16 protein-coding genes are annotated in these 20,872 nt (G+C 71.9%); 10 read left to right on the top strand and 6 right to left on the bottom strand.

Going from position 1 to position 20,872, the window contains the following annotated elements; genetic code table 11:
• Positions 1-19: 19 nt before the first annotated feature.
• Both ACIHIX_RS03770 and ACIHIX_RS03765 read right to left on the bottom strand, forming a co-directional pair.
• Positions 20-793, bottom strand: coding sequence for an SDR family NAD(P)-dependent oxidoreductase (locus ACIHIX_RS03770; protein ID WP_399949332.1), 774 nt, complete (start codon positions 791-793; stop codon positions 20-22).
• 48 nt (positions 794-841) lie between these two features.
• Positions 842-1,525, bottom strand: a complete 684-nt coding sequence (locus ACIHIX_RS03765; protein WP_399949330.1) for an MOSC domain-containing protein — start codon at positions 1,523-1,525, stop codon at positions 842-844.
• An 80-nt stretch (positions 1,526-1,605) separates the two neighbouring features.
• Between ACIHIX_RS03765 and ACIHIX_RS03760 the strand changes: the two genes are divergently transcribed.
• Positions 1,606-2,514, top strand: coding sequence for a LysR family transcriptional regulator (locus ACIHIX_RS03760; protein WP_399949328.1), 909 nt, complete (start codon positions 1,606-1,608; stop codon positions 2,512-2,514).
• A 59-nt stretch (positions 2,515-2,573) separates the two neighbouring features.
• Here the strand turns inward: ACIHIX_RS03760 and ACIHIX_RS03755 are convergent, their stop codons facing one another.
• The gene (locus tag ACIHIX_RS03755; RefSeq protein ID WP_059192859.1) at positions 2,574-2,906 is read right to left on the bottom strand and encodes a WhiB family transcriptional regulator; all 333 of its coding nucleotides are present in this window, start codon (positions 2,904-2,906) and stop codon (positions 2,574-2,576) included.
• Positions 2,907-3,287: 381 nt separating this feature from the next.
• Here ACIHIX_RS03755 and ACIHIX_RS03750 point away from each other — a divergent pair, with 381 nt between their 5' ends.
• The 4 genes from ACIHIX_RS03750 to ACIHIX_RS03735 all read left to right on the top strand — a co-directional run bounded on the left by ACIHIX_RS03750 (position 3,288) and on the right by ACIHIX_RS03735 (position 7,616).
• Positions 3,288-3,899, top strand: a complete 612-nt coding sequence (locus ACIHIX_RS03750; protein WP_003948568.1) for a response regulator transcription factor — start codon at positions 3,288-3,290, stop codon at positions 3,897-3,899.
• 252 nt (positions 3,900-4,151) lie between these two features.
• The gene (locus ACIHIX_RS03745) at positions 4,152-4,727 is read left to right on the top strand and encodes a sigma-70 family RNA polymerase sigma factor (RefSeq protein WP_059192858.1); all 576 of its coding nucleotides are present in this window, start codon (positions 4,152-4,154) and stop codon (positions 4,725-4,727) included.
• 151 nt (positions 4,728-4,878) lie between these two features.
• The gene (gene guaB, locus ACIHIX_RS03740) at positions 4,879-6,387 is read left to right on the top strand and encodes an IMP dehydrogenase (protein ID WP_399949326.1); all 1,509 of its coding nucleotides are present in this window, start codon (positions 4,879-4,881) and stop codon (positions 6,385-6,387) included.
• Between the two features lie 104 nt (positions 6,388-6,491).
• Complete coding sequence (locus ACIHIX_RS03735; protein ID WP_399949324.1) at positions 6,492-7,616, top strand: GuaB3 family IMP dehydrogenase-related protein; 1,125 nt, start codon at positions 6,492-6,494, stop codon at positions 7,614-7,616.
• A 78-nt stretch (positions 7,617-7,694) separates the two neighbouring features.
• Here ACIHIX_RS03735 and ACIHIX_RS03730 read toward each other — a convergent pair whose 3' ends face one another.
• Complete coding sequence (locus ACIHIX_RS03730; RefSeq protein ID WP_399949322.1) at positions 7,695-8,183, bottom strand: hypothetical protein; 489 nt, start codon at positions 8,181-8,183, stop codon at positions 7,695-7,697.
• A gap of 189 nt (positions 8,184-8,372) precedes the next feature.
• A complete protein-coding gene (locus tag ACIHIX_RS03725) occupies positions 8,373-9,584 on the bottom strand; it encodes a nucleotide sugar dehydrogenase (RefSeq protein WP_399949321.1) in 1,212 nt (403 codons plus the stop codon).
• Between the two features lie 289 nt (positions 9,585-9,873).
• Here ACIHIX_RS03725 and ACIHIX_RS03720 point away from each other — a divergent pair, with 289 nt between their 5' ends.
• Positions 9,874-11,580, top strand: coding sequence for a glycerol-3-phosphate dehydrogenase/oxidase (locus ACIHIX_RS03720; RefSeq protein WP_399949319.1), 1,707 nt, complete (start codon positions 9,874-9,876; stop codon positions 11,578-11,580).
• Positions 11,581-11,675: 95 nt separating this feature from the next.
• On the opposite strand, the gene ACIHIX_RS03715 is transcribed toward ACIHIX_RS03720, so the two are convergent.
• Positions 11,676-12,719 (bottom strand): serine hydrolase domain-containing protein, encoded by a 1,044-nt coding sequence (locus tag ACIHIX_RS03715; protein WP_399949317.1) that lies wholly within the window; start codon positions 12,717-12,719, stop codon positions 11,676-11,678.
• Positions 12,720-13,001: 282 nt separating this feature from the next.
• Here ACIHIX_RS03715 and ACIHIX_RS03710 point away from each other — a divergent pair, with 282 nt between their 5' ends.
• The 4 genes from ACIHIX_RS03710 (at position 13,002) to ACIHIX_RS03695 (ending at position 20,801) form a co-directional block, all read left to right on the top strand.
• A complete protein-coding gene (locus ACIHIX_RS03710) occupies positions 13,002-15,050 on the top strand; it encodes a serine/threonine-protein kinase (RefSeq protein WP_399949315.1) in 2,049 nt (682 codons plus the stop codon).
• Between the two features lie 175 nt (positions 15,051-15,225).
• Positions 15,226-18,033, top strand: a complete 2,808-nt coding sequence (locus ACIHIX_RS03705) for a protein kinase (protein WP_399949313.1) — start codon at positions 15,226-15,228, stop codon at positions 18,031-18,033.
• Positions 18,034-18,175: 142 nt separating this feature from the next.
• The gene (locus ACIHIX_RS03700) at positions 18,176-19,831 is read left to right on the top strand and encodes a serine/threonine-protein kinase (protein ID WP_399949311.1); all 1,656 of its coding nucleotides are present in this window, start codon (positions 18,176-18,178) and stop codon (positions 19,829-19,831) included.
• A gap of 64 nt (positions 19,832-19,895) precedes the next feature.
• Positions 19,896-20,801, top strand: a complete 906-nt coding sequence (locus ACIHIX_RS03695; protein WP_399949309.1) for a serine/threonine-protein kinase — start codon at positions 19,896-19,898, stop codon at positions 20,799-20,801.
• The last annotated feature ends 71 nt before the right edge of the window (positions 20,802-20,872 follow it).

Genomic DNA, 20,872 nt, shown 5'->3' with positions numbered 1-20,872 from the left:
GCGGCCCTCACCGGGACCCTTACTGCGGGCCGTACTTGCGCCCCGTCCTGGAGGTGATCCCCCCGAGCAGCCCTCGGGGCACCACCTTCACCACGCCCATCAGCGCCTTGTACCGGGGGTCGGGAATCGACAACGTCTTCCCCCGGGCAAGGTCGCCCAGCGCGGACGCCACCAGCTTGTCCGCGTCCAGCCACATCCACCCCGGGATGTTGTCCGTCCCCATCCCGGCCCGCTCATGGAACTCGGTGCGCACGAACCCGGGCGCGAGCGCCATCAACCGCACCCCGCTGCCCGCCAGATCCTTGGCCGCGCCCTGCGTGAACTGCACGACCCACGCCTTGGAGGCGCCGTACGTCCCGCGCGGCACGAAGGCGGCCACGGAGGCGACGTTGACGACACCGCCCCGCCCGCGCTCCCGCATCGCCTCCGTCGCGGCCGACGTCAGCCGGAGCACCGCCTCGCAGTGCACCTTGAGCATCCTCAGCTCGTCGGCCATGGAGACGTCGAGATAGCGGCCCTTGTTGCCGAAGCCGGCATTGTTGACGAGCAGGTCGACGGGGCTGCGGCGGTCGGCGAGCCGGGCCGCCACCGACTCGATGCCCTCGTCCGTGGCCAGGTCCGCGGTGAGGACCTCCACCTCGACGCCGTGCCGGTCGTGCAGCTCGGTGGCCTGGTCGCGCATCCGCTGGGTGTCGCGGGCCACCAGCACGAGGTTGTGCCCGTCAGCCGCCAGCCGTCGTGCGAACGCGGCACCGATGCCCGCGGTCGATCCCGTAATCAATGCCGTTGTCATGGCGCAAGGTTAGTGACCCGGACCGACAGCGTCCGATTGCCGTCGGACCTAGCATTCCGCGTCCTTCGCCCCGTACTTCTCCACATACTCGCGCGCCGACCGGAGCACCTCCGGATGCAGCGCGTCACCCGCCGCCAACATCCGTGGCAGCAGTGCCCGCTCGGTGGTCGTCGCCCGGAAGGCCAGCGCGACCGTCACGTCGTGGTCGGGCCGGTGCACGATCTCGACCGGATCCCCTGCCCGCACCTCACCCGGCTCGATCACCCGCAGATACGCGCCCGGCGCCCCCTTGCGGGTGAACCGCTTCACCCACCGCTGCTCGTCCATGTGGCCCTGGAAGGTGCCGCACGGAATCCGCGCACTGGTGATCTCCAGCACCACCTCGGGCCCGATCCGCCAGCGCTCGCCGATCAGTGCCCCGGACACGTCCAGACCGAGGGTGGTGAGGTTCTCCCCGAACGCGCCGTCGGCCAGTGTCCGTCCCAGCTCGCGCTCCCAGTCGTCCAGGTCCTCGCGCGCCACGGCGTACACCGCCTGGTCGTCCCCGCCGTGATGCTGCCGCTTGCACACGTCGTCCCCGGCGAGCCCGCTCCCGCCGATCCCCTTCGGCCCGGGCGCCGCCACCCGCACGGGCCCCGCCACCGGCTGCTTGTCGATACCGGTCAGCCCCTCCGGGTTGTCCGTGTACGCCACGGCCTTCGCCCGGCCCAGGTTCACTGACAGAAGCTTCATGCACGGCACGGTAGGCGCCGGCCGTCAAAGCCGCCACGCATTATTCAGCGCCGTGTCAAAGGCTGGCTTATCCTCGAAGAGTGATCGAAGCCCGCCATCTGCGCGTCCTGCGTGCCGTCGCCGCCACCGGCTCCTTCTCGGCCGCCGGCCGGGAACTGGGCTGCACCCAGCCCGCGGTCAGCCAGCAGATGAGGGCCCTGGAGTCGTCCGTCGGCACCCCGCTGCTCATCCGCAGCGGCCGCGAGATGCGCCTGACCCAGGCGGGCGAGGCGCTCGTCCGGCACGCCGCCGGGATCCTCTCCGGACTCACCGCCGCCGAGGAGGAGGTCGCCGCCATCGCCGGCCTGCGCGCCGGGCGCGTGCGGCTGGTCTCCTTCCCCAGCGGCAGCTCCACCCTCGTCCCCACCGCCCTCGCCGCCCTGCGCGCCGCGCACCCCGGCACCCGCGTCTCCCTGGAGGAGGCCGAACCGCCGCAGTCCGTCGAGATGTTGAGGGAAGGTGACTGCGACGTCGCCCTCGCCTTCCGGTACGAAGGCGCCACGCGCGGCGGCGACGAGTGGGAGGACCTCGTCGTACGGCCCCTGTTGCGGGACCGGCTCGTCGCCCTCGTACCCGAACGGCACCGGCTCGCGCGGGCCGGGTCCGTCGCCATCGGGGACCTCGCGCGCGAACCCTGGATCGCCGGATGCCCGCGCTGCCGCGGCCAGTTGGTGGAGGTGTGCGAGGGCGCCGGGTTCACCCCCCGGATCGACTTCGCCACCGACGACTATCCGGCGGTGGTCGGGCTGGTGGGCGCGGGCCTGGGCGTCGCCGTGCTGCCGCAGCTCGCCATCGAGTCCGTACGGCCCCGGGGCGCGCGCACGGTCACCCTGGAACCGGCCGTGCGGCGGGAGATCGTCGCGCTGACCCTGCCCGACCTGGCCCAGGTGCCTGCCGTGGCGGCGACCCTGGACCGGCTGGAGCGAGCGGCGGGGCGCAAGCAGCCGTAGCCGTGGCCGCAGAAGCGAAGAGGCACGCGTACGCGTGCCTCTTCCGAAGAAACGTTCCTTCAGTTGTTCGAAGCGGCGTGTCCGCCGCTCGACGACGATGCCGTCACCAGGCGGTTGCGCGCCCGGCCCATGAGCTCTTCGCGCTCGTCCTCGGTCAGCCCGCCCCACACGCCGTACGGCTCTCTCACCGCCAGCGCGTGCGCCGCGCACTGCGCGCGCACCGGGCACCTCATGCAGACCTCCTTGGCCGAGTTCTCACGAGCACTCCGCGCCGCACCGCGCTCACCCTCCGGATGGAAGAAGAGCGAACTGTCGACCCCGCGGCAGGCAGCCAGGAGCTGCCAGTCCCACAGGTCCGCGTTCGGTCCGGGAAGGCGGGAGAAATCTGCCATTGCGTGACCCCTTGTAGCCGTTCTGCGGCGGATACGGTGTCCACGACCGTACATCTACGATCTAAGGAGATGAAAATATGACTCATTGCGAATCTAGCCTCAGACACCAGCAAAAGGGAAGAAATAGGGCTAAATGGGGCACCGGTTGTGATGAAACGTTGTGGGTCCGCCGCGCATGTCTGCACCGTGTCCGCACCCTCACGTAGAGTCCCGAAGACGGCGCACGGCCCCGTAACTCTTTCGAGTGACCGTCGTTGAGAGTGCGGAGGCGGTTGAAGCAACAAGTGCTCGGGCAGGCGTCCGGGACGGTCGACCGCACAGGTGACATTTCGTACCAGCCTGGAGGCTCAAGGTGACGTGCATCAGCTGCGGAGGGCGGCCATGACATCCGTCCTCGTCTGCGACGACTCCCCGCTTGCCCGAGAGGCGCTCCGCCGCGCGGTCGCGACCGTGCCCGGCGTCGAGCGCGTGACGACCGCGGCCAACGGCGAGGAAGTCCTCCGCCGCTGGGGTGCGGACCGCTCGGACCTGATCCTGATGGACGTACGCATGCCCGGACTGGGCGGCGTCGAGACCGTGCGGCGGCTGCTGTCCGCGGACCCCGGTGCGCGGATCATCATGCTCACGGTGGCCGAGGATCTGGACGGGGTCGCGCTGGCCGTCGCCGCCGGCGCCCGCGGGTATCTGCACAAGGACGCCTCGCGCGCGGAGCTGCGGGCGACGGTGACACAGGCCCTCGCCGACCCGACCTGGCGACTCGCTCCCCGACGACTGCGGTCCGCCGAGATGGGCGCCGCGCCCACGCTCACCGCGCGTGAGATCCAGGTGCTCGAAGGGATGAGCCACGGGCGGTCCAACGCGGAGATCGGGCGGGAGCTGTTCCTGTCGGAGGACACCGTGAAGACGCACGCTCGGCGACTGTTCAAGAAGCTGGGTGCCTCCGACCGGGCGCATGCCGTGGCGCTCGGGTTCCGCTGGGGCCTGGTTCGCTAGGAGCCCGGCTGCGGGTCGTTCTTGGCTGGTCGCGCAGTTCCCCGCGCCCCTCTGGGGCGCGGGTATTCGTGCCCGGTGCTTGTTTCGTGGCGGATGCCGCATCCTTGAGGTGTGGAGTCTCTCGGGGACGAGTCGGTCGAGCGGAAGGGGAGGGCGCAGGAGATGAGTTCCGGCGCACCTGCTCATAACGCTTCGGTGCACAACATCGGGCGTGGTGCCGCGGATGAATCGGCCGCAAGGCACCATGGACCGATGCGCGAGGACGAGACGACGGTGATCGGTGGGCTTGTCCATCGCGCCGTCGACGGGGATGAGCAGGCGACACACGACCTGCTCGCCCACGTCCACCCGCTGGCGCTGCGCTACTGCCGTACGCGGCTGTCGCGGCTGCCCGGCGATGCCCGTCACTTCGTGGAGGACCTGGCCCAGGAGGTCTGCGTCGCGGTGCTGCTCGCGCTGCCTCGCTACCGGGACACCGGTCGGCCCTTCGAGGCCTTCGTCTTCGCCATCGCCGCTCACAAGGTCGCCGACCTTCAGCGCGCGGCGATGCGGGGCCCCGGCTCCACGGCGGTGCCGTCGGACGAGATGCCGGAGCGGCCGGACGACTCGCTCGGCCCGGAGGAGCGGGCGCTGCTCAGCAGCGACGCCGAATGGGCCAAGAAGCTGCTGGCCAACCTCCCCGAGAACCAGCGGGAGCTGTTGTTGCTGCGGATCGCGGTGGGGCTGACGGCCGAGGAGACGGGCCAGATGTTGGGAATGTCACCCGGCGCGGTGCGAGTGGCCCAGCACCGTGCGCTGAGCAGGCTGCGGGCGCTGGCCGAGCAGTAGGCGCCGCTGTTTGTGGCTTCGGTGAACAGCTCCTTGCCCGGTTCCGTACGAAGATACGAAGCCGGTAGCAGGACGGAACCGTGGAATTCGGGACCCTTCCTTCCCGTTAGCATGGACATCCGCACCGATCAAGGCCATTGGGGAAGGTGTCATGACTGCAAACGTCGACGGAGTGCCCGCCAAATTCGCGACGCTCGGGCTGACCTACGACGACGTGCTGCTGCTGCCGGGCGCGTCGGACATGGCTCCCGACGAGATCGACACCGCCTCGTACGTCTCCAAGAACGTGCGGGTGAACATCCCGCTGCTGTCCGCCGCCATGGACAAGGTCACCGAGTCGCGCATGGCGATCGCGATGGCCCGCCAGGGCGGCGTCGGCGTACTGCACCGCAACCTCTCCATCGAGGACCAGGCCAACCAGGTCGACCTCGTCAAGCGGTCCGAGTCCGGCATGGTGGCCGACCCGATCACGGTCCACCCGGACGCCACGCTCGCCGAGGCCGACGCGCTGTGCGCCAAGTTCCGCATCAGCGGCGTCCCGGTCACCGACCCGGGCAAGAAGCTGCTCGGCATCGTCACCAACCGCGACATGGCCTTCGAGAGCGACCGCACCCGCCGGGTCCGCGAGGTCATGACGCCGATGCCGCTGGTCACCGGCAAGGTCGGCATCTCCGGTGTCGAGGCCATGGAGCTGCTGCGCAAGCACAAGATCGAGAAGCTTCCGCTGGTCGACGACGAGGGTGTCCTCAAGGGCCTCATCACCGTCAAGGACTTCGTCAAGGCCGAGAAGTACCCGAGCGCCGCCAAGGACGCCGAGGGCCGCCTGCTCGTCGGTGCCGCGGTCGGTGTCGCCGGTGACGCCTTCGAGCGTGCCCAGGCCCTGATCGAGGCGGGCGTGGACTTCATCGTCGTCGACACCGCGCACGGCCACTCCCGGCTGGTCGGCGACATGGTCGCCAAGATCAAGTCCAACCACACGCGCGTGGACGTCATCGGCGGCAACATCGCCACCCGTGACGGCGCCCAGGCGCTCATCGACTCCGGTGTGGACGGCATCAAGGTCGGCGTCGGCCCCGGTTCCATCTGTACGACCCGCGTCGTCGCCGGCATCGGCGTCCCGCAGGTCACCGCGATCTACGAGGCCGCGCTGGCCGCCAAGGAGGCCGGGGTCCCGGTCATCGGCGACGGTGGCCTCCAGTACTCCGGCGACATCGCGAAGGCGCTTGTGGCGGGCGCCGACACCGTGATGCTGGGCTCGCTGCTGGCGGGCTGCGAGGAGTCCCCGGGCGAGCTGCTGTTCATCAACGGCAAGCAGTTCAAGTCGTACCGCGGCATGGGCTCGCTCGGCGCGATGCAGTCCCGCGGCGACCGCAAGTCCTTCTCCAAGGACCGCTACTTCCAGGAGGGCGTCGCCTCCGACGAGCAGCTGGTCCCCGAGGGGATCGAGGGCCAGGTGCCCTACCGCGGCCCGCTCTCCTCGGTCGTCCACCAGCTGGTCGGCGGTCTGCGCCAGTCGATGTTCTACGTCGGCGGCCGCACCGTGCCGGAGCTCCAGGACAACGGCCGGTTCGTCCGGATCACCTCGGCGGGCCTCAAGGAGTCGCACCCGCACGACATCCAGATGACGGTCGAGGCGCCGAACTACAGCCGCAACAAGTAGTCACCGGCTTTCCGAGGGCGGTCCCGGAGCATCCGGGGCCGCCCTTGTCGTACCCGTCGGGGATACTGGAAGGCGCTGCAACGCATCAGGGAAAGGCCACACACGTGACTGAGATCGAGATCGGGCGCGGCAAGCGCGGCCGCCGGGCGTACGCCTTCGACGACATCGCCGTCGTCCCGAGCCGTCGTACGCGCGACCCGAAGGAGGTCTCGATCGCCTGGCAGATCGACGCCTACCGCTTCGACCTGCCGTTCCTGGCCGCCCCCATGGACTCGGTCGTCTCCCCGGACACCGCGATCCGCATCGGCGAGCTGGGCGGCCTCGGTGTGCTCAACCTCGAAGGCCTGTGGACGCGGTACGAGGACCCGCAGCCGCTTCTCGACGAGATCGCCGGGCTGGACGCGGAGACGGCCACCCGCCGCCTCCAGGAGATCTACTCCGCCCCCATCAAGGAGGAGCTGATCGGCGCGCGCATCAAGGAGGTGCGCGACTCCGGCGTGGTCACGGCCGCCGCGCTCTCCCCGCAGCGCACGGCGCAGTTCTCCAAGGCCGTGGTCGACGCGGGCGTGGACATCTTCGTCATCCGCGGTACGACGGTCTCCGCGGAGCATGTCTCCGGTTCGCACGAGCCGCTGAACCTGAAGCAGTTCATCTACGAGCTCGACGTCCCGGTGATCGTCGGCGGCTGTGCCACGTACACCGCGGCCCTGCACCTCATGCGGACCGGTGCCGCGGGTGTCCTGGTCGGCTTCGGCGGCGGCGCGGCGCACACCACGCGCAACGTGCTCGGCATCCAGGTCCCGATGGCGACCGCGGTGGCGGACGTGGCGGCGGCCCGCCGCGACTACATGGACGAGTCCGGCGGCCGGTACGTGCACGTGATCGCCGATGGTGGCGTGGGCTGGTCGGGCGACCTCCCCAAGGCCATCGCCTGCGGCGCGGACGCCGTGATGATGGGCTCTCCGCTCGCCCGCGCCACGGACGCGCCGGGTCGCGGCCACCACTGGGGCATGGAGGCGGTCAACGAGGAGCTGCCGCGCGGCAAGAAGGTCGACCTCGGCACCGTCGGCACCATCGAGGAGGTCCTGACCGGCCCCTCGCACATCCCGGACGGCTCCATGAACTTCTTCGGCGCGCTGAAGCGGGCCATGGCCACGACCGGCTACAGCGAGCTCAAGGAGTTCCAGCGCGTCGAGGTGACGGTCGCCGACTCACAGCACAAGCGGTAGGTCGTACGGCGGTCCGTACGACACAAGGGCCCGTCCACCGGGGAGGTGGGCGGGCCCTTCGCCCTGCGTGACGCGTGCTTACGCGACGGCCTTCTTCGCGCCGGAGAACGCGGCGGCTGCGCCGATGGCCAGGAAGGCGAAGGTCAGGATGTCGGCGTCCTCGCTCCAGACGTCCGTGACCAGGCTGAAGTGGTCGGTGAGGATGGTGCCGATGTTCATGCCGGACTCGTCGGCGCCGATCATGGCGATGCCGAGGATCTGGCCGGCGTAGACCGCGCCCAGGGACAGGACGGCGCTCACGATCGGGAGGACGGGGTTCGCGCCGCCGATCTTGCCGGCGACGTAGCCGACCGCGAAGCCGACGCCGACCGCGACGTAGCCGATCTCGTGCTCGGTCGACTTCAGGATGGCGCCGTAGACGAGCGCGGTGACCAGGGCCACGACGACACCGGCGAGGATGCCGAGGGCGACGTTGCCCTGGGCCGGGGCGGCGGGCGGTACCGGGGCGGGCGCCTGGGCGAACGGGTTGCCGTCGGTGGGCTGCTGTGGCGGAGTTGGCTGGGTCATGACAGAGATCCCCCCATGGGACAGGCTGAGCGAGCGGTGTGGGGTGTGCGCACGACTGTGCGACGAGGCCCGCCGGGAGGCGAGTCGCCGAAGAGTAGCAGGCACACCGACCGCCTCCACCAGCCGTTTTTGCCGCCCGTTCTCGTCCCGGGGGCGGCCACTTTTGCCGCGTGACCGGGCGGCTTCCGCTCAGAGGCGGTGCGCGGCCCCGGTCGGGGTGGCGCCCCGGGTGTCCAGCAGGAGCTGGGCCTTCACCGACAGGCCCTGGAGGTCGTACGTGCGGTGCTGCTGGAGCAGGATCGTCAGGTCCGCGTCGGCGGCGGCCTCGTAGAGCGAGTCCGCGCGGGGGACCGGGCGGTCCAGGACGTTCCAGGAGGGGACGTGCGGGTCGTGGTAGCTGACCGAGGCGCCGAGCTCCATCAGCCGGACCGCGATCTCACGGGCGGGGGTGGCCTGTTGGTCGGCGAGGTCGGGCTTGTACGTCACGCCGAGCAGGAGCACGCGCGCACCCCGCGCCGACTTGCCGTGCTCGTTGAGGAGAGTGGCGGCGCGCTGGACGACGTAACGCGGCATCTGGCTGTTGACCTGCTGGGCGAGTTCCACCATGCGCAGGCCACGGCCGGCGGGCGCGCCGGTCAGGTCCTGCGGGACCGCGTGGCCGCCGACGCCGGGGCCGGGGCGGAAGGCGTGGAAGCCGAAGGGCTTGGTCTCCGCGCAGCGCACCACGTCCCACAGGTCGACGCCGAGGTCGTGGCAGACGACGGCCATCTCGTTGACGAGGGCGATGTTGACGTGCCGGAAGTTGGTCTCCAGGAGCTGGACCGTCTCCGCCTCGCGCAGTCCACGCGCGCGTACCACCTTGTCGGTGAGGCGCGAGTAGAACGCGGCCGCGGACTCGGTGCAGGCCGGGGTCAGTCCGCCGATCACCTTGGGGGTGTTGGCGGGGGTGAAGTCACGGTTGCCCGGGTCGACCCGGCTGGGCGAGTAGGCGAGGTGGAAGTCGCGGCCCGCGCGGAGCCGGGAGCCCTCTTCGAGGAGGGGGCGGAGAAGGTTCTCGGTGGTGCCCGGGGGGACGGGCGACTCCAGGATGACGGTGGTGTGCGGGCGCAGCTGCGCCGCGAGGGTGCGGGCCGCGGCCTCCACCTGGCTGAGGTCGAGGCCGCCGTCCGCGCCGCGCGGGGTGGGCGCGCAGATGACCGCCGTACGCACCCGGCCGAGCTCGGCGGGTGAGGTGGCCGGCCGGAAGCCCCCCGAGAGCATCCGGCGCAGTTCGGCGGGGCTGAGCGAGCCGGTCTCGGGGCCGGTGCGGTAGCCGAGGGTGGGGATGCCGGCGGCGACGGCCGCCTGGGCCAGGGGCAGTCCGTAAGGGCCGAGTCCGATGACGGCGAGATCTGCGGGCATGGCGAGGACCGTCCTTCCCAGTAACCGAAGCGGGACAGGTGCGCAAGCCCGGTGGACAGGATGGGCGAGCGCAATGTCAGACTAGGAGGAAATATGACTGATATGCGGCATTGATTCCGTGTGTCTTCCTGTGAGGCCTGGGGTTCGGTCCATGTGTCCTGGAAGTTGTCCACAGGCTGGGGGCGACTGGTGGCTGAAGTCGGGCAAGCCGGTCAGAATTTGGGCATGAGGGATACGGACCGGGCCACTCCTCAAGAGTGACCGGCGTGACCGACAGCGGGAGGCAGCGGTGAGGACAGCGACACTGGGGCCGGCGCAGCGCGCCGAGGCACTCGCATCAATGGCCGAGCGCGAGCTGGACCTACTGGTGGTGGGCGCCGGCGTGGTCGGCGCGGGCACCGCCCTCGACGCGGTGACGCGGGGCCTGTCCGTGGGCCTCGTCGAGGCGCGTGACTGGGCGTCGGGCACGTCGAGCAGGTCGAGCAAGCTCATCCACGGCGGCCTGCGCTATCTGGAGATGCTCGACTTCGCGCTCGTCCGGGAGGCGCTCAAGGAACGCGGGTTGCTGCTGGAGCGGCTCGCCCCGCACCTGGTGAAGCCGGTGCCCTTCCTGTACCCGCTCCAGCACAAGGGCTGGGAGCGGCTGTACGCCGGTTCGGGCGTCGCGCTCTACGACACCATGTCGATGGCGCGCGGGCACGGACGCGGGCTGCCGATGCACCGTCACCTGAGCCGCCGTCACGCCCTGCGCGTCGCGCCCGCGTTGAAGAAGGACGCCCTGGTCGGCGCCTTGCAGTACTACGACGCCCAGATGGACGACGCCCGCTTCGTCGCCACGCTCGTGCGCACGGCGGCGGCGTACGGCGCCACGGTCGCCAACCGCGCGCGCGTGACGGGCTTCCTGCGCGAGGGCGAACGGGTCGTCGGCGCGCGCGTCCAGGACGTCGAGGCGGGCGGGGAGTACGAGATCCGCGCCAAGCAGATCGTCAACGCGACGGGCGTGTGGACCGACGACACCCAGGCCATGGTGGGCGAGCGCGGCCAGTTCCACGTACGCGCCTCCAAGGGCATCCACCTCGTCGTGCCCAAGGACCGGATCCACTCGACGACCGGACTGATCCTGCGGACCGAGAAGTCCGTCCTGTTCGTCATCCCCTGGGGCCGGCACTGGATCATCGGCACCACGGACACCGACTGGGACCTCGACAAGGCGCATCCGGCCGCGTCCAGCGCGGACATCGACTATCTGCTGGAGCACGTGAACTCGGTGCTCGCGGTGCCACTGACGCGCGACGACGTCCAGGGTGTCTACGCGGGCCTGCGACCGTTGCTGGCCGGCGAGTCGGACGCCACGAGCAAGCTGTCCCGCGAGCACACCGTGGCCCACCCGGTGCCGGGGCTCGTGGTGGTGGCGGGCGGCAAGTACACGACGTACCGGGTCATGGCCAAGGACGCGGTGGACGAGGCGGTGCACGGACTGGACCTGCGGGTCGCCGAGTGCGTCACGGAGGACGTGCCGCTGCTGGGCGCCGAGGGATACCGCGCGCTGTGGAACGCGCGAGCCCGGATCGCCGCCCGCACGGGACTGCACGTGGTGCGGGTGGAACACCTGCTGAACCGATTCGGCGCACTGGCCGAGGAGGTCCTGGAGCTCATCGCCGCGGACCCCACGCTGGGCGAGCCCCTGCAGGCGGCCGAGGACTATCTGCGCGCCGAGGTCGTGTACGCCGCCTCGCACGAGGGGGCACGGCATCTGGACGACGTGCTCACCCGGCGGACCCGCATCTCCATCGAGACCTTCGACCGGGGCACCCGCAGCGCACGCGAGGCCGCGGAGCTGATGGCGCCGGTGCTGGGCTGGGACAAGGACCAGATCGAGCGGGAGATCGAGCACTACGAGAAGCGGGTCGAGGCCGAGCGGGAGTCACAGCGCCAGCCGGACGACCTGACGGCGGACGCGGCGCGGCTGGGGGCGCCGGACATCGTGCCGTTGTAATCGGACGTCGTGCCGTTGTGAGAGGCGGCGGGATTCGGTGAAGGTCACTCGAACGAGTGTCGTGAGCCGGGATCTTCGTTCGGAACCCGGGCGTTCTACGAGGTGCGGGGGCAGAACTCGGCGGCGAGCAGGGCCGGTTCGAGGGCGGGGTATGCGATCGCGGTCGTGTTCACACGGAAGGTGAGGACCCGACGTCCGTCGACGGTGGCCGCGGTGCGCACGTAGCTGCCGGTGATACGGCCGTTGTGCCCCCACACCGTCGTGCCGCACGGCAGCTTCACCGGAAACAGCCCCATGCCGTACAGGCCGTGTGCGGCGCGGGTGTCGAGCATCTCGCGCAGCCACCGCGAGGGCAGCAGCCGGCCGCCGAGGAGCGCCGCGTAGAAGCGGTCCAGGTCGGCCAGCGTGGTCACCAGCTCGCCCGCGGCCCCGGCCACCCGCGGGTCGAGCTCGGTGACATCGGTGCCGTCGCTCGCGTGGGCGCGGCCGTGCGGGGAGGGCAGCGAAGTGCGCGAACCAGGGAAGGAGGTGCCGGTCAGGCGCAGGGGAGCGAGGATGCGGCGCTCGGCCTCGAAGGCGTAGGAGTGGCCGGTGACCTGTCTGATCACCATGCCGAGCAGCACGTAGTTGGTGTTGGAGTAGACGTAACGGCCGCGGCCGGTCGGGGGGTGGGTGAGGGCGATGCGCAGGGCCTGACGAGGGGTGAGCGGGACCAGGCCCCGGGTGTCCGCGGTGAAGTCGCTCAGACCGCTGGTGTGGGTGAGCAGCGCGCGCAGCGTCAGGGTGCGGCCGTCGTTGCCCGCGCCGCGCACCACACCCGGCAGATGCCGGTCGACGGTGTCGGACAGGGCCAGCCGGTGTTCCGCGGCCAGTTGGAGGATCACCGTCGCGATGAAGGACTTCGTGATGCTGCCGGCGCGGAAGTGGTCGGCGCGGGCGATACCGGGTCCGGCCTCGGCGTAGCGGGTCCCCGTCTCCTCGCGGGCCAGCAGGGCGGCGGCCGGTGCCTTGCCCGTGGTGAGCAGCAGGGGGAGGACCGCGTCCGTCGGCGGTGCGGCGGGGGCGGAGGAGGCGGCCGGGGCCAGGGCGAGCAGCGCCAGGGACACGGGTACGGCCAGCAGGGTCCGAAACGGCGGCACGGCGGGTCCTCCTGTTCGGCACGGCGGTTCCTCCGGTGGCGCGCCCATCATCCACGGTGGCCGGAACTCGGCGTCGGGTGGTCGCCGAAGTGCGGGTGCGGGGCGGGCGCGGTGTGCCTTTGAGGTGGCTTTGGGCCGCCTTTGCGGCGCGTGGCCGCCACGCGCTGTGAGGGCTCGGTCGCCCTGATGGTCGGCTTGTCGTCAGGGGCACCCTGGGCGTCGGGCACTTGTCGGGTGAGGGACAATGGAGGCTCTGTCAGGGCGGGTTGTATGAGGGGACGCATGTCGGAGGCGGAGCGGGCGGGGGCATCCCGTCAGGACAAGAGCGAACGTCTCCTCGCCGGGCGGTACCGGTTGGGAGCAGTGCTCGGCCGCGGCGGCATGGGCACGGTGTGGCGTGCCGAGGACGAGACCCTGGGCCGGATCGTCGCCGTGAAGGAGCTGCGGTTCCCCTCCAGCATCGACGAGGAGGAGAAGCGCCGGCTGATCACGCGCACGCTGCGGGAGGCCAAGGCCATCGCGCGGATCCGCAACAACAGCGCGGTGACGGTCTTCGACGTGGTCGACGAGGACGACCGGCCGTGGATCGTGATGGAGCTCGTCGAGGGCAAGTCGCTCGCCGAGGTCATCCGTGAGGACGGGCTGCTGGAGCCGAAGCGGGCGGCGGAGGTCGGGCTCGCGGTGCTCGACGTGCTGCGTTCGGCGCATCGCGAGGGCATCCTGCACCGGGACGTGAAGCCGTCCAACGTGCTGATCTCCGAGGACGGCCGGGTCGTGCTCACCGACTTCGGCATCGCCCAGGTCGAGGGCGACCCGTCCATCACCTCGACCGGCATGCTGGTCGGCGCGCCCTCCTACATCTCCCCGGAGCGTGCCCGAGGGCACAAGCCGGGGCCCGCGGCCGACCTCTGGTCGCTGGGCGGGCTGTTGTACGCGTCGGTGGAGGGCGTGCCGCCGTACGACAAGGGGTCCGCGATCGCGACGCTCACCGCGGTGATGACCGAGTCGCTGGAGGAGCCGAAGAACGCGGGGCCGCTGAAGGACGTCATCTACGGGCTGCTCACCAAGGATCCCGACAAGCGGCTCGACGACGCGGGTGCCCGCGTGATGCTCAACGCGGTGATCCACGCACCCGAGCCGAAGCCGGACGACCCGGCGTCGGCGCCGGACGCGACGAAGGTCGTACCGCTGCCTCCGCAGCCCGACCGGGGTGAGGGCGGGGAGCGGCTGCGGGGGGCGCTGCGTTCCGTGCGGAAGGCCGCGGTGGCGGCGGGGGCTGCCGGGACCGCGGCTGCCTCGCGGGCCAAGTCCGGCACGGGGAAGAGCGGTTCGGGGGCCGAACCGGCTTCCGGCACCGCTGGTGCTGGTGGCGCTGCTTCCGGTGCGGGGGCTGGTGCCGCTGTCGGTGGTGGGGTTGCCTCCGGGTCGCGTTCGGTTGGGGTGAGCGGTCCCAGGACCGGCGGCGGGGCCGGGGCGGCGGGTGCGGGGAGCAACGCGGGTCAGGGCGGGCCGAGTTCGGGGTGGCCCGTGATGACGCCGCCGGATCTGCCTCCGCGGCCGGTGCCGAGGGCGCCGATCACCGATGTGGTGCCGCGGCGGACGCTGGTGATCATCGCCGTGGTCGTGGTGCTCGCCGTGGTCGCGGCCGTGCTGGCCCTCACGCTCGGCGGGGACGACGACGCGTCCGCCGACTCCGCGGGCGGCGGCGCCAAGGCCTCGGCCAGTGCGAGCCCGAGTGCGAGTGCCTCCACCAAGGAGGACAAGGGCGGTGGCGCCGCTCAGACGGACGGTCGGGCCAGCGCCTCGGCGGAGACCGGAGCCACGTCCGGGAGCACGCCGAGCAACAGTCCCAGCGCGACCGGCGGTAGCGAGGCGGGCGGTTCGGCCGACGAGGGCAGCACCGCGGTGAAGCAGTACAAGGGCGGCCAGGGGTACTCGATCGGGCTGCCCAAGGGGTGGAAGTTCCAGTCCTCGGGGTCGGCGGGGGATCGTTTCACCGGCCCCGACGGTCAGAAGCTGCTGGTCGCCTGGACGTCCACGCCGAAGGGCGACCCGGTGGCGGACTGGAAGAACCAGGAGCAGTACATGGTGCGCTCGGCGTACCAGCGCGTCCGCATAGCCGAGGTGGATTACCGGGGCTGGCTCGCGGCCGACTGGGAGTTCACCTACACCGAGGGCGGGACCAAGTACCGGACGACAGACCGGGGGTTCGTCGTGAACGACCATCTCGGATATGCGCTGATGTACACGGCGAAAGCCGCCAATTGGGGCACCGAGCTGCGCAAGGACACCTGGCGGACGCTCGCGAAGACGTTCGAACCGAAATCGTGAAGTGACCGTGCGGTGACCGGTCCCGCGTTTCGGACATGAGATCTGGCATCCCCTCTTTGCGGGTTGCCTCCGGCACGTATCGTGAGTGCTTGCGGACCGTACGCATCCAGGTAGGGGTGCGGAACGGCACGTGAGGCGAACGGAATTGACCGACCGGGCTGCCGGGGGAGGCAACGTGGACGACTATGCGGGACGGGTACTCGCCGACCGCTACCGCCTGCCGCTGCCGCCCTCCGATGAGTACGAACTCGCCGAGACCCGGGCCTTCGACACCTACAGTGGGCAGGAAGTCCTGGTCAGGCAGGTGCCGTTGCCCGAGGTCGTCGAGGCGGAGGTGCTCGACGCGGAGGGTCTGCCGGACGGTTTCACGGCAAGGGACCCCCGGAACAGGGGAGTTCGACGCTCCGGCTCAGCGGCTCGGGGCAGTACGCGCCGGCCGACCGATCCCGCCGTGCGGCGCGCGGTGGAGGCCGCTCAGGCCGCTGCCTCGATCCCCGACCATCCGCGGCTCGACCAGGTCTTCGACGTGTTCGCCGAGGGCGGGTCGCTGTGGATAGTGAGCGAGTTGGTGGCCGCGCGGTCGCTGGCCGCGCTGCTCGCGGAGAAGCCGCTGACGCCGTACCGGGCGGCGGAGGTCGCCTCCGACGTCCTCATGGCCCTGCGGGTGCTGCACGCCCACGGCTGGGTGCACCGGAACATCACCGCCCGCACGGTGCTCGTCTGCGACGACGGCCGCGTGATGCTGACCGGCCTCGCGGTCGGCGCGGCGGAGGAGGCGCTGTGCGGGTACGACCCGGTGCCGGCTCCGGAGAGTGACGGGGGCGCCGGACGCGGGAGCGGGGCGCCGGGTGGGCCGGGTGTGTCAGGCGCGCCCGACGTGCCGGGGACCTTCCGGGGCGCGGCAGCGGTGAGTGGTCCCGCGAGCGCGATGGATCCCGAGGCCGCGCGGCGGGCCGCGATCGAGGCTCGGGAGGCCGGTGGGCTGCCGGGGCTCGGCGGCGACACGACGAACGGCGGGGGTGGGTCGGGCGGTTCGGGCGCGGTGGCGCGCCGGGCCGTGGAGACGACCGGCGGGGATGTCCGGGCGGCGCGGGCAGGGGCGATCGCCGCGTATCGCGCGGGGGCCCGGGCCGCCGCCCGCGTCCAGGAAGCCCAGCAGAACGGCCACGCGGCCCTGCCCGGCGCCCTCCCGGCGCCCGAAGGGGAACCCGCGACCGGCGCAGGTGTCGGCGCCGGTGCCGACGGCGGGCCGACGCCGCCGTACGGCGCGACTGGCGGCGCCCGGATCGTGCCGGGCACCCCGCGCCCCGGTGAGACGGGGTGGGCGGTGCCCGGCCCCGGGCCCCTGGGTGGGGCCGTCACGCCCGGCCGGGAGGAGCCCCGGCGGCCCGGGGCCACGCCTCCCGGGCAGATAGCCGACCCCTACGGGGTGCGGGCCGACTCCTGGCCGGGGGCGGGTCCCCGTGCCGGTGGCACGGGCGCTCCCGGCGTTGGCGGCGCGGGCGCACCCCGCGCTGGTGGCGTCGCGTTGCCTGGCGGACGGCCCGGCGCTGGTGGTGCCGCATTGCCCGGTGGAGGCCCTGGCGCTGGTGGTGTCGCGTTGCCCGGTGGAGGCCAGGGGCGTACCGCCGCACTGCCCCCCGGGGCCGGGCCCGACTCCTCGCCCGCGCCCGGTCGTTGGGACGAGCTCGCCGCCGCCGTGCCCGCGTCCCGTGGTCCCGCCACCGCGCTGGCCGCCGAGCGGGCGCGGCAGGCGAGGATGGCCGTCGTCGGGCCGGTGACCGAGCGGTGGGCGCCGGAGCAGGCCGGACCCGTCCACGAGAACTGGCAGCTGGCCGCGCCGATCGGGCCCGCGACCGACCTGTGGGCGCTGGGGGCGCTGCTGTTCCGGGCCGTGCAGGGGCATGCGCCGTACCCGGAGGAGTCGACCGCCGAGCTGGTGCAGATGGTGTGCGCCGAGCCGCCGGCCTTCGCCGAGGAGTGCGGGCCGCTCCGTCCGGTCGTGGAGTCGCTGCTGCGCCAGGACCCCACCGAGCGGCTGGACTTCGAGGAACTGCGGGGCTGGCTGCGCTCGCTCGTGCGGTCCGCGCCGGAGCCGGAGGCCGGTGCGTATGTCGTCGCCACGCCGCCCGTGGAGGGCAGCCGGCTGCCCGTCGTACGGCGGCGGGGCGAGCTGGTGCGCAGGCGGCGCGCCGGCCTGCCCGCGACCAGTGCGCACGGCCGCCACAAGCGGGCCAAGGCCGCCCGGCAGGAGGAGGCCTCCCCGCGCAGGCTCGGCCGCACGCTGCTTCTGCTGGTGCTGCTGCTGATGGCCGGGGCGATCGCGTACGCGATGCTGTTCATGCCGAAGTCGGACTCGGCGGACGGCGCCGGCGGGACCGGAGCCGGCGACCGGACCGGTGCCGCCGGTGAGGTCAGCGAGGCGCCGCAGCAGGACGCCAGCAGTGAGCCCCGGCCCGAGCAGACCACCCCGAAGGCCGACGACAGCAGCAGTTCGGCCGAGCCGCAGTCCGGCGACGGCCCCGACGTGGCCGACGGCTTCACCCTGCGCTCCGACGCGGCCGGCTTCCGCGTCGCCGTGGCCGACGGCTGGGACCGTACGCCGAAGAACGGCCGCGGTCAGGTGGTGTACTCGCACGGCGACTTCGACCTGATCCTCGTACCCGGACGGGACAGCGCGGACGAGTACGGCGAGGACCCCATGGCCTACCAGCGGGAGGACGAGCGGGAGCTTCAGCCGTACCGCGACTCCAGCTGGGCCAGCGCCTCCGGGCTGAAGACGATCTCGGTGGGCGGGCGGACCATGGCCGAGGGGCAGTTCACCTGGACCGACAGCGCGGGGCGCGAGCTGTTCGTGCGCAACCTGGCGATCCTCGTCGGCGGGAAGTACCACGTGGTGCAGGTACGGGGACCGGAGGCGGAGCGGGACGAGGTCACGCGGCTGTACGAACAGGCCTCGGCGACCTACGAAGTGACCGGCTGAGCGCGCTCGGTGACGGTTGCGTCCGGCTGGTGAAAGCGACAACTGTCACAGTGCCGTTTCCTTGGCGCCCCCGTGGTTCCCTGCGTACGGACCGGTCCTTACGCTGACCTTGTCAAGACCATTGCGGGGCAACGTGAATCAGATGCAGGGCCTGCTCATCGCGGGCCGCTACCGGCTCGCCGACACCATCGGCAGCGGTGGCATGGGCCGCGTGTGGCGGGCCCACGACGAAGTGCTGCACCGGGCTGTCGCCATCAAAGAGCTGACCGCTGCCCTGTACGTCTCCGAGAGCGACCAGGAGCGGCTGCTCCACCGCACCCGCGCCGAGGCCCGTGCGGCGGCCCGGATCAACCACTCCGCCGTCGTCACCGTCCATGACGTCCTCGATCACGACGCCCGTCCGTGGATCGTGATGGAGCTGGTCGAGGGCCGCTCGCTGGCGGACGCGGTCAAGCAGGACGGCCCCATCGAGCCCGCCGAGGCCGCCCGTATCGGCCTGTGGGTGCTGCGCGCGCTGCGCGCCGCGCACGACGCCGGTGTCCTGCACCGCGACGTGAAACCCGGCAACGTCCTGCTCTCCCACGACCGCCGCGTCCTGCTCACCGACTTCGGCATCGCCCAGATCGAGGGCGACACGACGATCACCCGCACCGGCGAGGTCGTCGGCTCCGTCGACTACCTCGCCCCCGAGCGGGTCCGCGGCCACGACCCGGGCCCGGCCTCCGACCTCTGGGCCCTCGGCGCGACCCTCTACACCGCCGTCGAGGGCCGCTCGCCGTTCCGCCGCACCTCTCCGCTCGGCACCATGCAGGCGGTCGTCGAGGAGGAACCGGCCGTGCCGGCTCACGCCGGTGCGCTGGGTCCTGTCCTCACGGCACTGCTCCGCAAGGATCCGGCCGAGCGGCCGACCGCGGCACAGGCCGAGCAGATGCTCGCGGAGGTGGCCGAGGGGCGGCGGTCCAGCGCGGCGCAGGTGCCGACGCAACACGGGCCGTACGGGACCGGGACCACGCCACAGACGTTCGGCGCGGCGCCGGCCTTCGGCACGAGGTCGCAGGCGGCCGACACGCCGTATCCGTCGGCCACGGCCACGCCGTACCCGCCGGTCACCGTGGGCTCTGCCCCGGCCGCTCCCGCGCCGAGGCGTCGCCGGGGCCTGCGTACGTTCGCCCTCGTCGTCGCCGTCGCGGCGATCGTGGGGGCGGGGGGCGCGGTCGCGTTGCAGCAGTTCGGCACGGACGGTCCCAGCGGCTCCGCCGCCACCTCGCCGGATCCGAGCGCCAGTGGCTCTCCCAGCGGGGGAGCCGACCAGGGGACGGTTCCCGCCGGTTGGGAGAAGCGCGAGGATCCCGCGGGCTTCACCGTCTACCTGCCGAAGGGCTGGTCACGGACCGTCTCCATCAACCAGGACGGCCTCCAGCAGATCGACTACTCGCCCGACAACGGCAAGCACCTCGTACGGGTCGCCGTCGACACCGCGCCGGACTTCGACACCTCGTACCGGCACATGAGTGACCTGGAGGTCAAGGTCTCGGGGTTGCGGCACTACCAGCGGCTGACCCTCAAGGAGGAGCTCTTCCGGGACCGGCCGGGATCCCGCTGGGAGTACACCTGGGACGCGCTGGCCAAGGACCCGCCGCACTACTTCGCGGCGCCGTACCGCGCGATCGACGTGGGCTTCATAGACCGCGACGGCATCGAGTACGCCATCTACGCGTCCGCCCCCTCGGCCGACTGGGCCACCACCAGCAAGCAGTTCGACTTCATCCTGCGCAGCTGGCAGCCGAACCCGGCCTGATCCGCTTGAACTTGGCCGGTCACCGCCCCGGAAGCGGCCCGTCCGGCGCGGCATCATGGGGCTCATGGGGACCCAGGGGGACAACTTCCGTGTCATAGCGGGGCGTTATCGCCTGGAGGTTCGGCTCGGGCGGGGTGGCATGGGTGTGGTGTGGCGGGCCACCGATCTGCTGCTCGGGCGGCGGGTGGCGGTCAAGGAACTGTCCCTGGACGAGACGCTGTCGCAGGCCGAGGCGCGTTGGCAGCGGGAGCGGACGCTGCGGGAGGCGAGTGCTGTCGCGCAGTTGCGGCACCCGCACATCATCGGCCTGCACGATGTCGTCGAGCACGATGAACGGCCCTACCTGGTCATGGAGTTGGTCGACGGAGGCTCCCTCGCCGACCGGATCGCCGGGCACGGCCCGGTCGATGCCGTCGAGGCCGCGCGGATCGGCGCCGATCTGCTGGGCGCGTTGCGCGCGGCGCACGCGGCCGGGGTCCTGCACCGGGACATCAAGCCCGCGAACGTCCTGCTGGAGGCCGGTACGGGGCGCGTCGTGCTCACCGACTTCGGTGTCGCGCGGGTCTCGGGCGCCACGACGCTCACGGAGGCCGGTTCCTTCGTCGGCTCGCCCGAGTACACCGCGCCGGAGCGGATCTCCGGGCTCAGCACCGGCCCCGCGTCCGACCTGTGGTCGGTGGGCGCGCTGCTGTGCGCGGCCGTCAGCGGTGAGTCGCCGTTCCGGCGTGACTCGTTGAGCGGCGTGCTGCACGCCGTCCTCGCCGCCGAGCTACGGCCGCCCGCGCAGGCCGCGCCGATTCTGCCGGTCGTACGAGGGCTGCTGGAGCGCAATCCGGAGCGGCGGCTGGACGCGGAGTCGGCGGAGCGGATGCTGCGGACCTTTCTGGAGACGGGACAGATGCCGGGCGTCGAGCGGCGTTCGCTGCGGGGCGCGCTGACGGCGGTGCTGCGCGCGCGTCGACGGCCATGACAGGGATTGGTCACGGGTCTGTGACCGGCAAGCGTTCTGGCTGGATACCTGAGCGCCTGCCGCGATATGAA

Origin of the sequence: Streptomyces sp. NPDC051913 (genome assembly GCF_044593635.1) — a bacterium.
Lineage (GTDB): Bacteria > Actinomycetota > Actinomycetes > Streptomycetales > Streptomycetaceae > Streptomyces.
This window is presented reverse-complemented; position numbering and strand designations above follow the sequence as displayed.

Excerpts from the sequence above, each read along its gene's own strand:
- ACIHIX_RS03730 (WP_399949322.1), bottom strand. The coding sequence starts at position 8,183 with ATGACCCAGCCAACTCCGCCACAGCAGCCCACCGACGGCAACCCGTTC.
- ACIHIX_RS03755 (WP_059192859.1), bottom strand. The coding sequence starts at position 2,906 with ATGGCAGATTTCTCCCGCCTTCCCGGACCGAACGCGGACCTGTGGGAC.
- ACIHIX_RS03745 (WP_059192858.1), top strand. The coding sequence starts at position 4,152 with ATGCGCGAGGACGAGACGACGGTGATCGGTGGGCTTGTCCATCGCGCC.
- ACIHIX_RS03700 (WP_399949311.1), top strand. The coding sequence starts at position 18,176 with ATGCAGGGCCTGCTCATCGCGGGCCGCTACCGGCTCGCCGACACCATC.
- ACIHIX_RS03695 (WP_399949309.1), top strand. The coding sequence starts at position 19,896 with ATGGGGACCCAGGGGGACAACTTCCGTGTCATAGCGGGGCGTTATCGC.
- ACIHIX_RS03770 (WP_399949332.1), bottom strand. The coding sequence starts at position 793 with ATGACAACGGCATTGATTACGGGATCGACCGCGGGCATCGGTGCCGCG.
- guaB (WP_399949326.1), top strand. The coding sequence starts at position 4,879 with ATGACTGCAAACGTCGACGGAGTGCCCGCCAAATTCGCGACGCTCGGG.
- ACIHIX_RS03710 (WP_399949315.1), top strand. The coding sequence starts at position 13,002 with ATGTCGGAGGCGGAGCGGGCGGGGGCATCCCGTCAGGACAAGAGCGAA.
- ACIHIX_RS03765 (WP_399949330.1), bottom strand. The coding sequence starts at position 1,525 with ATGAAGCTTCTGTCAGTGAACCTGGGCCGGGCGAAGGCCGTGGCGTAC.
- ACIHIX_RS03725 (WP_399949321.1), bottom strand. The coding sequence starts at position 9,584 with ATGCCCGCAGATCTCGCCGTCATCGGACTCGGCCCTTACGGACTGCCC.
- ACIHIX_RS03750 (WP_003948568.1), top strand. The coding sequence starts at position 3,288 with ATGACATCCGTCCTCGTCTGCGACGACTCCCCGCTTGCCCGAGAGGCG.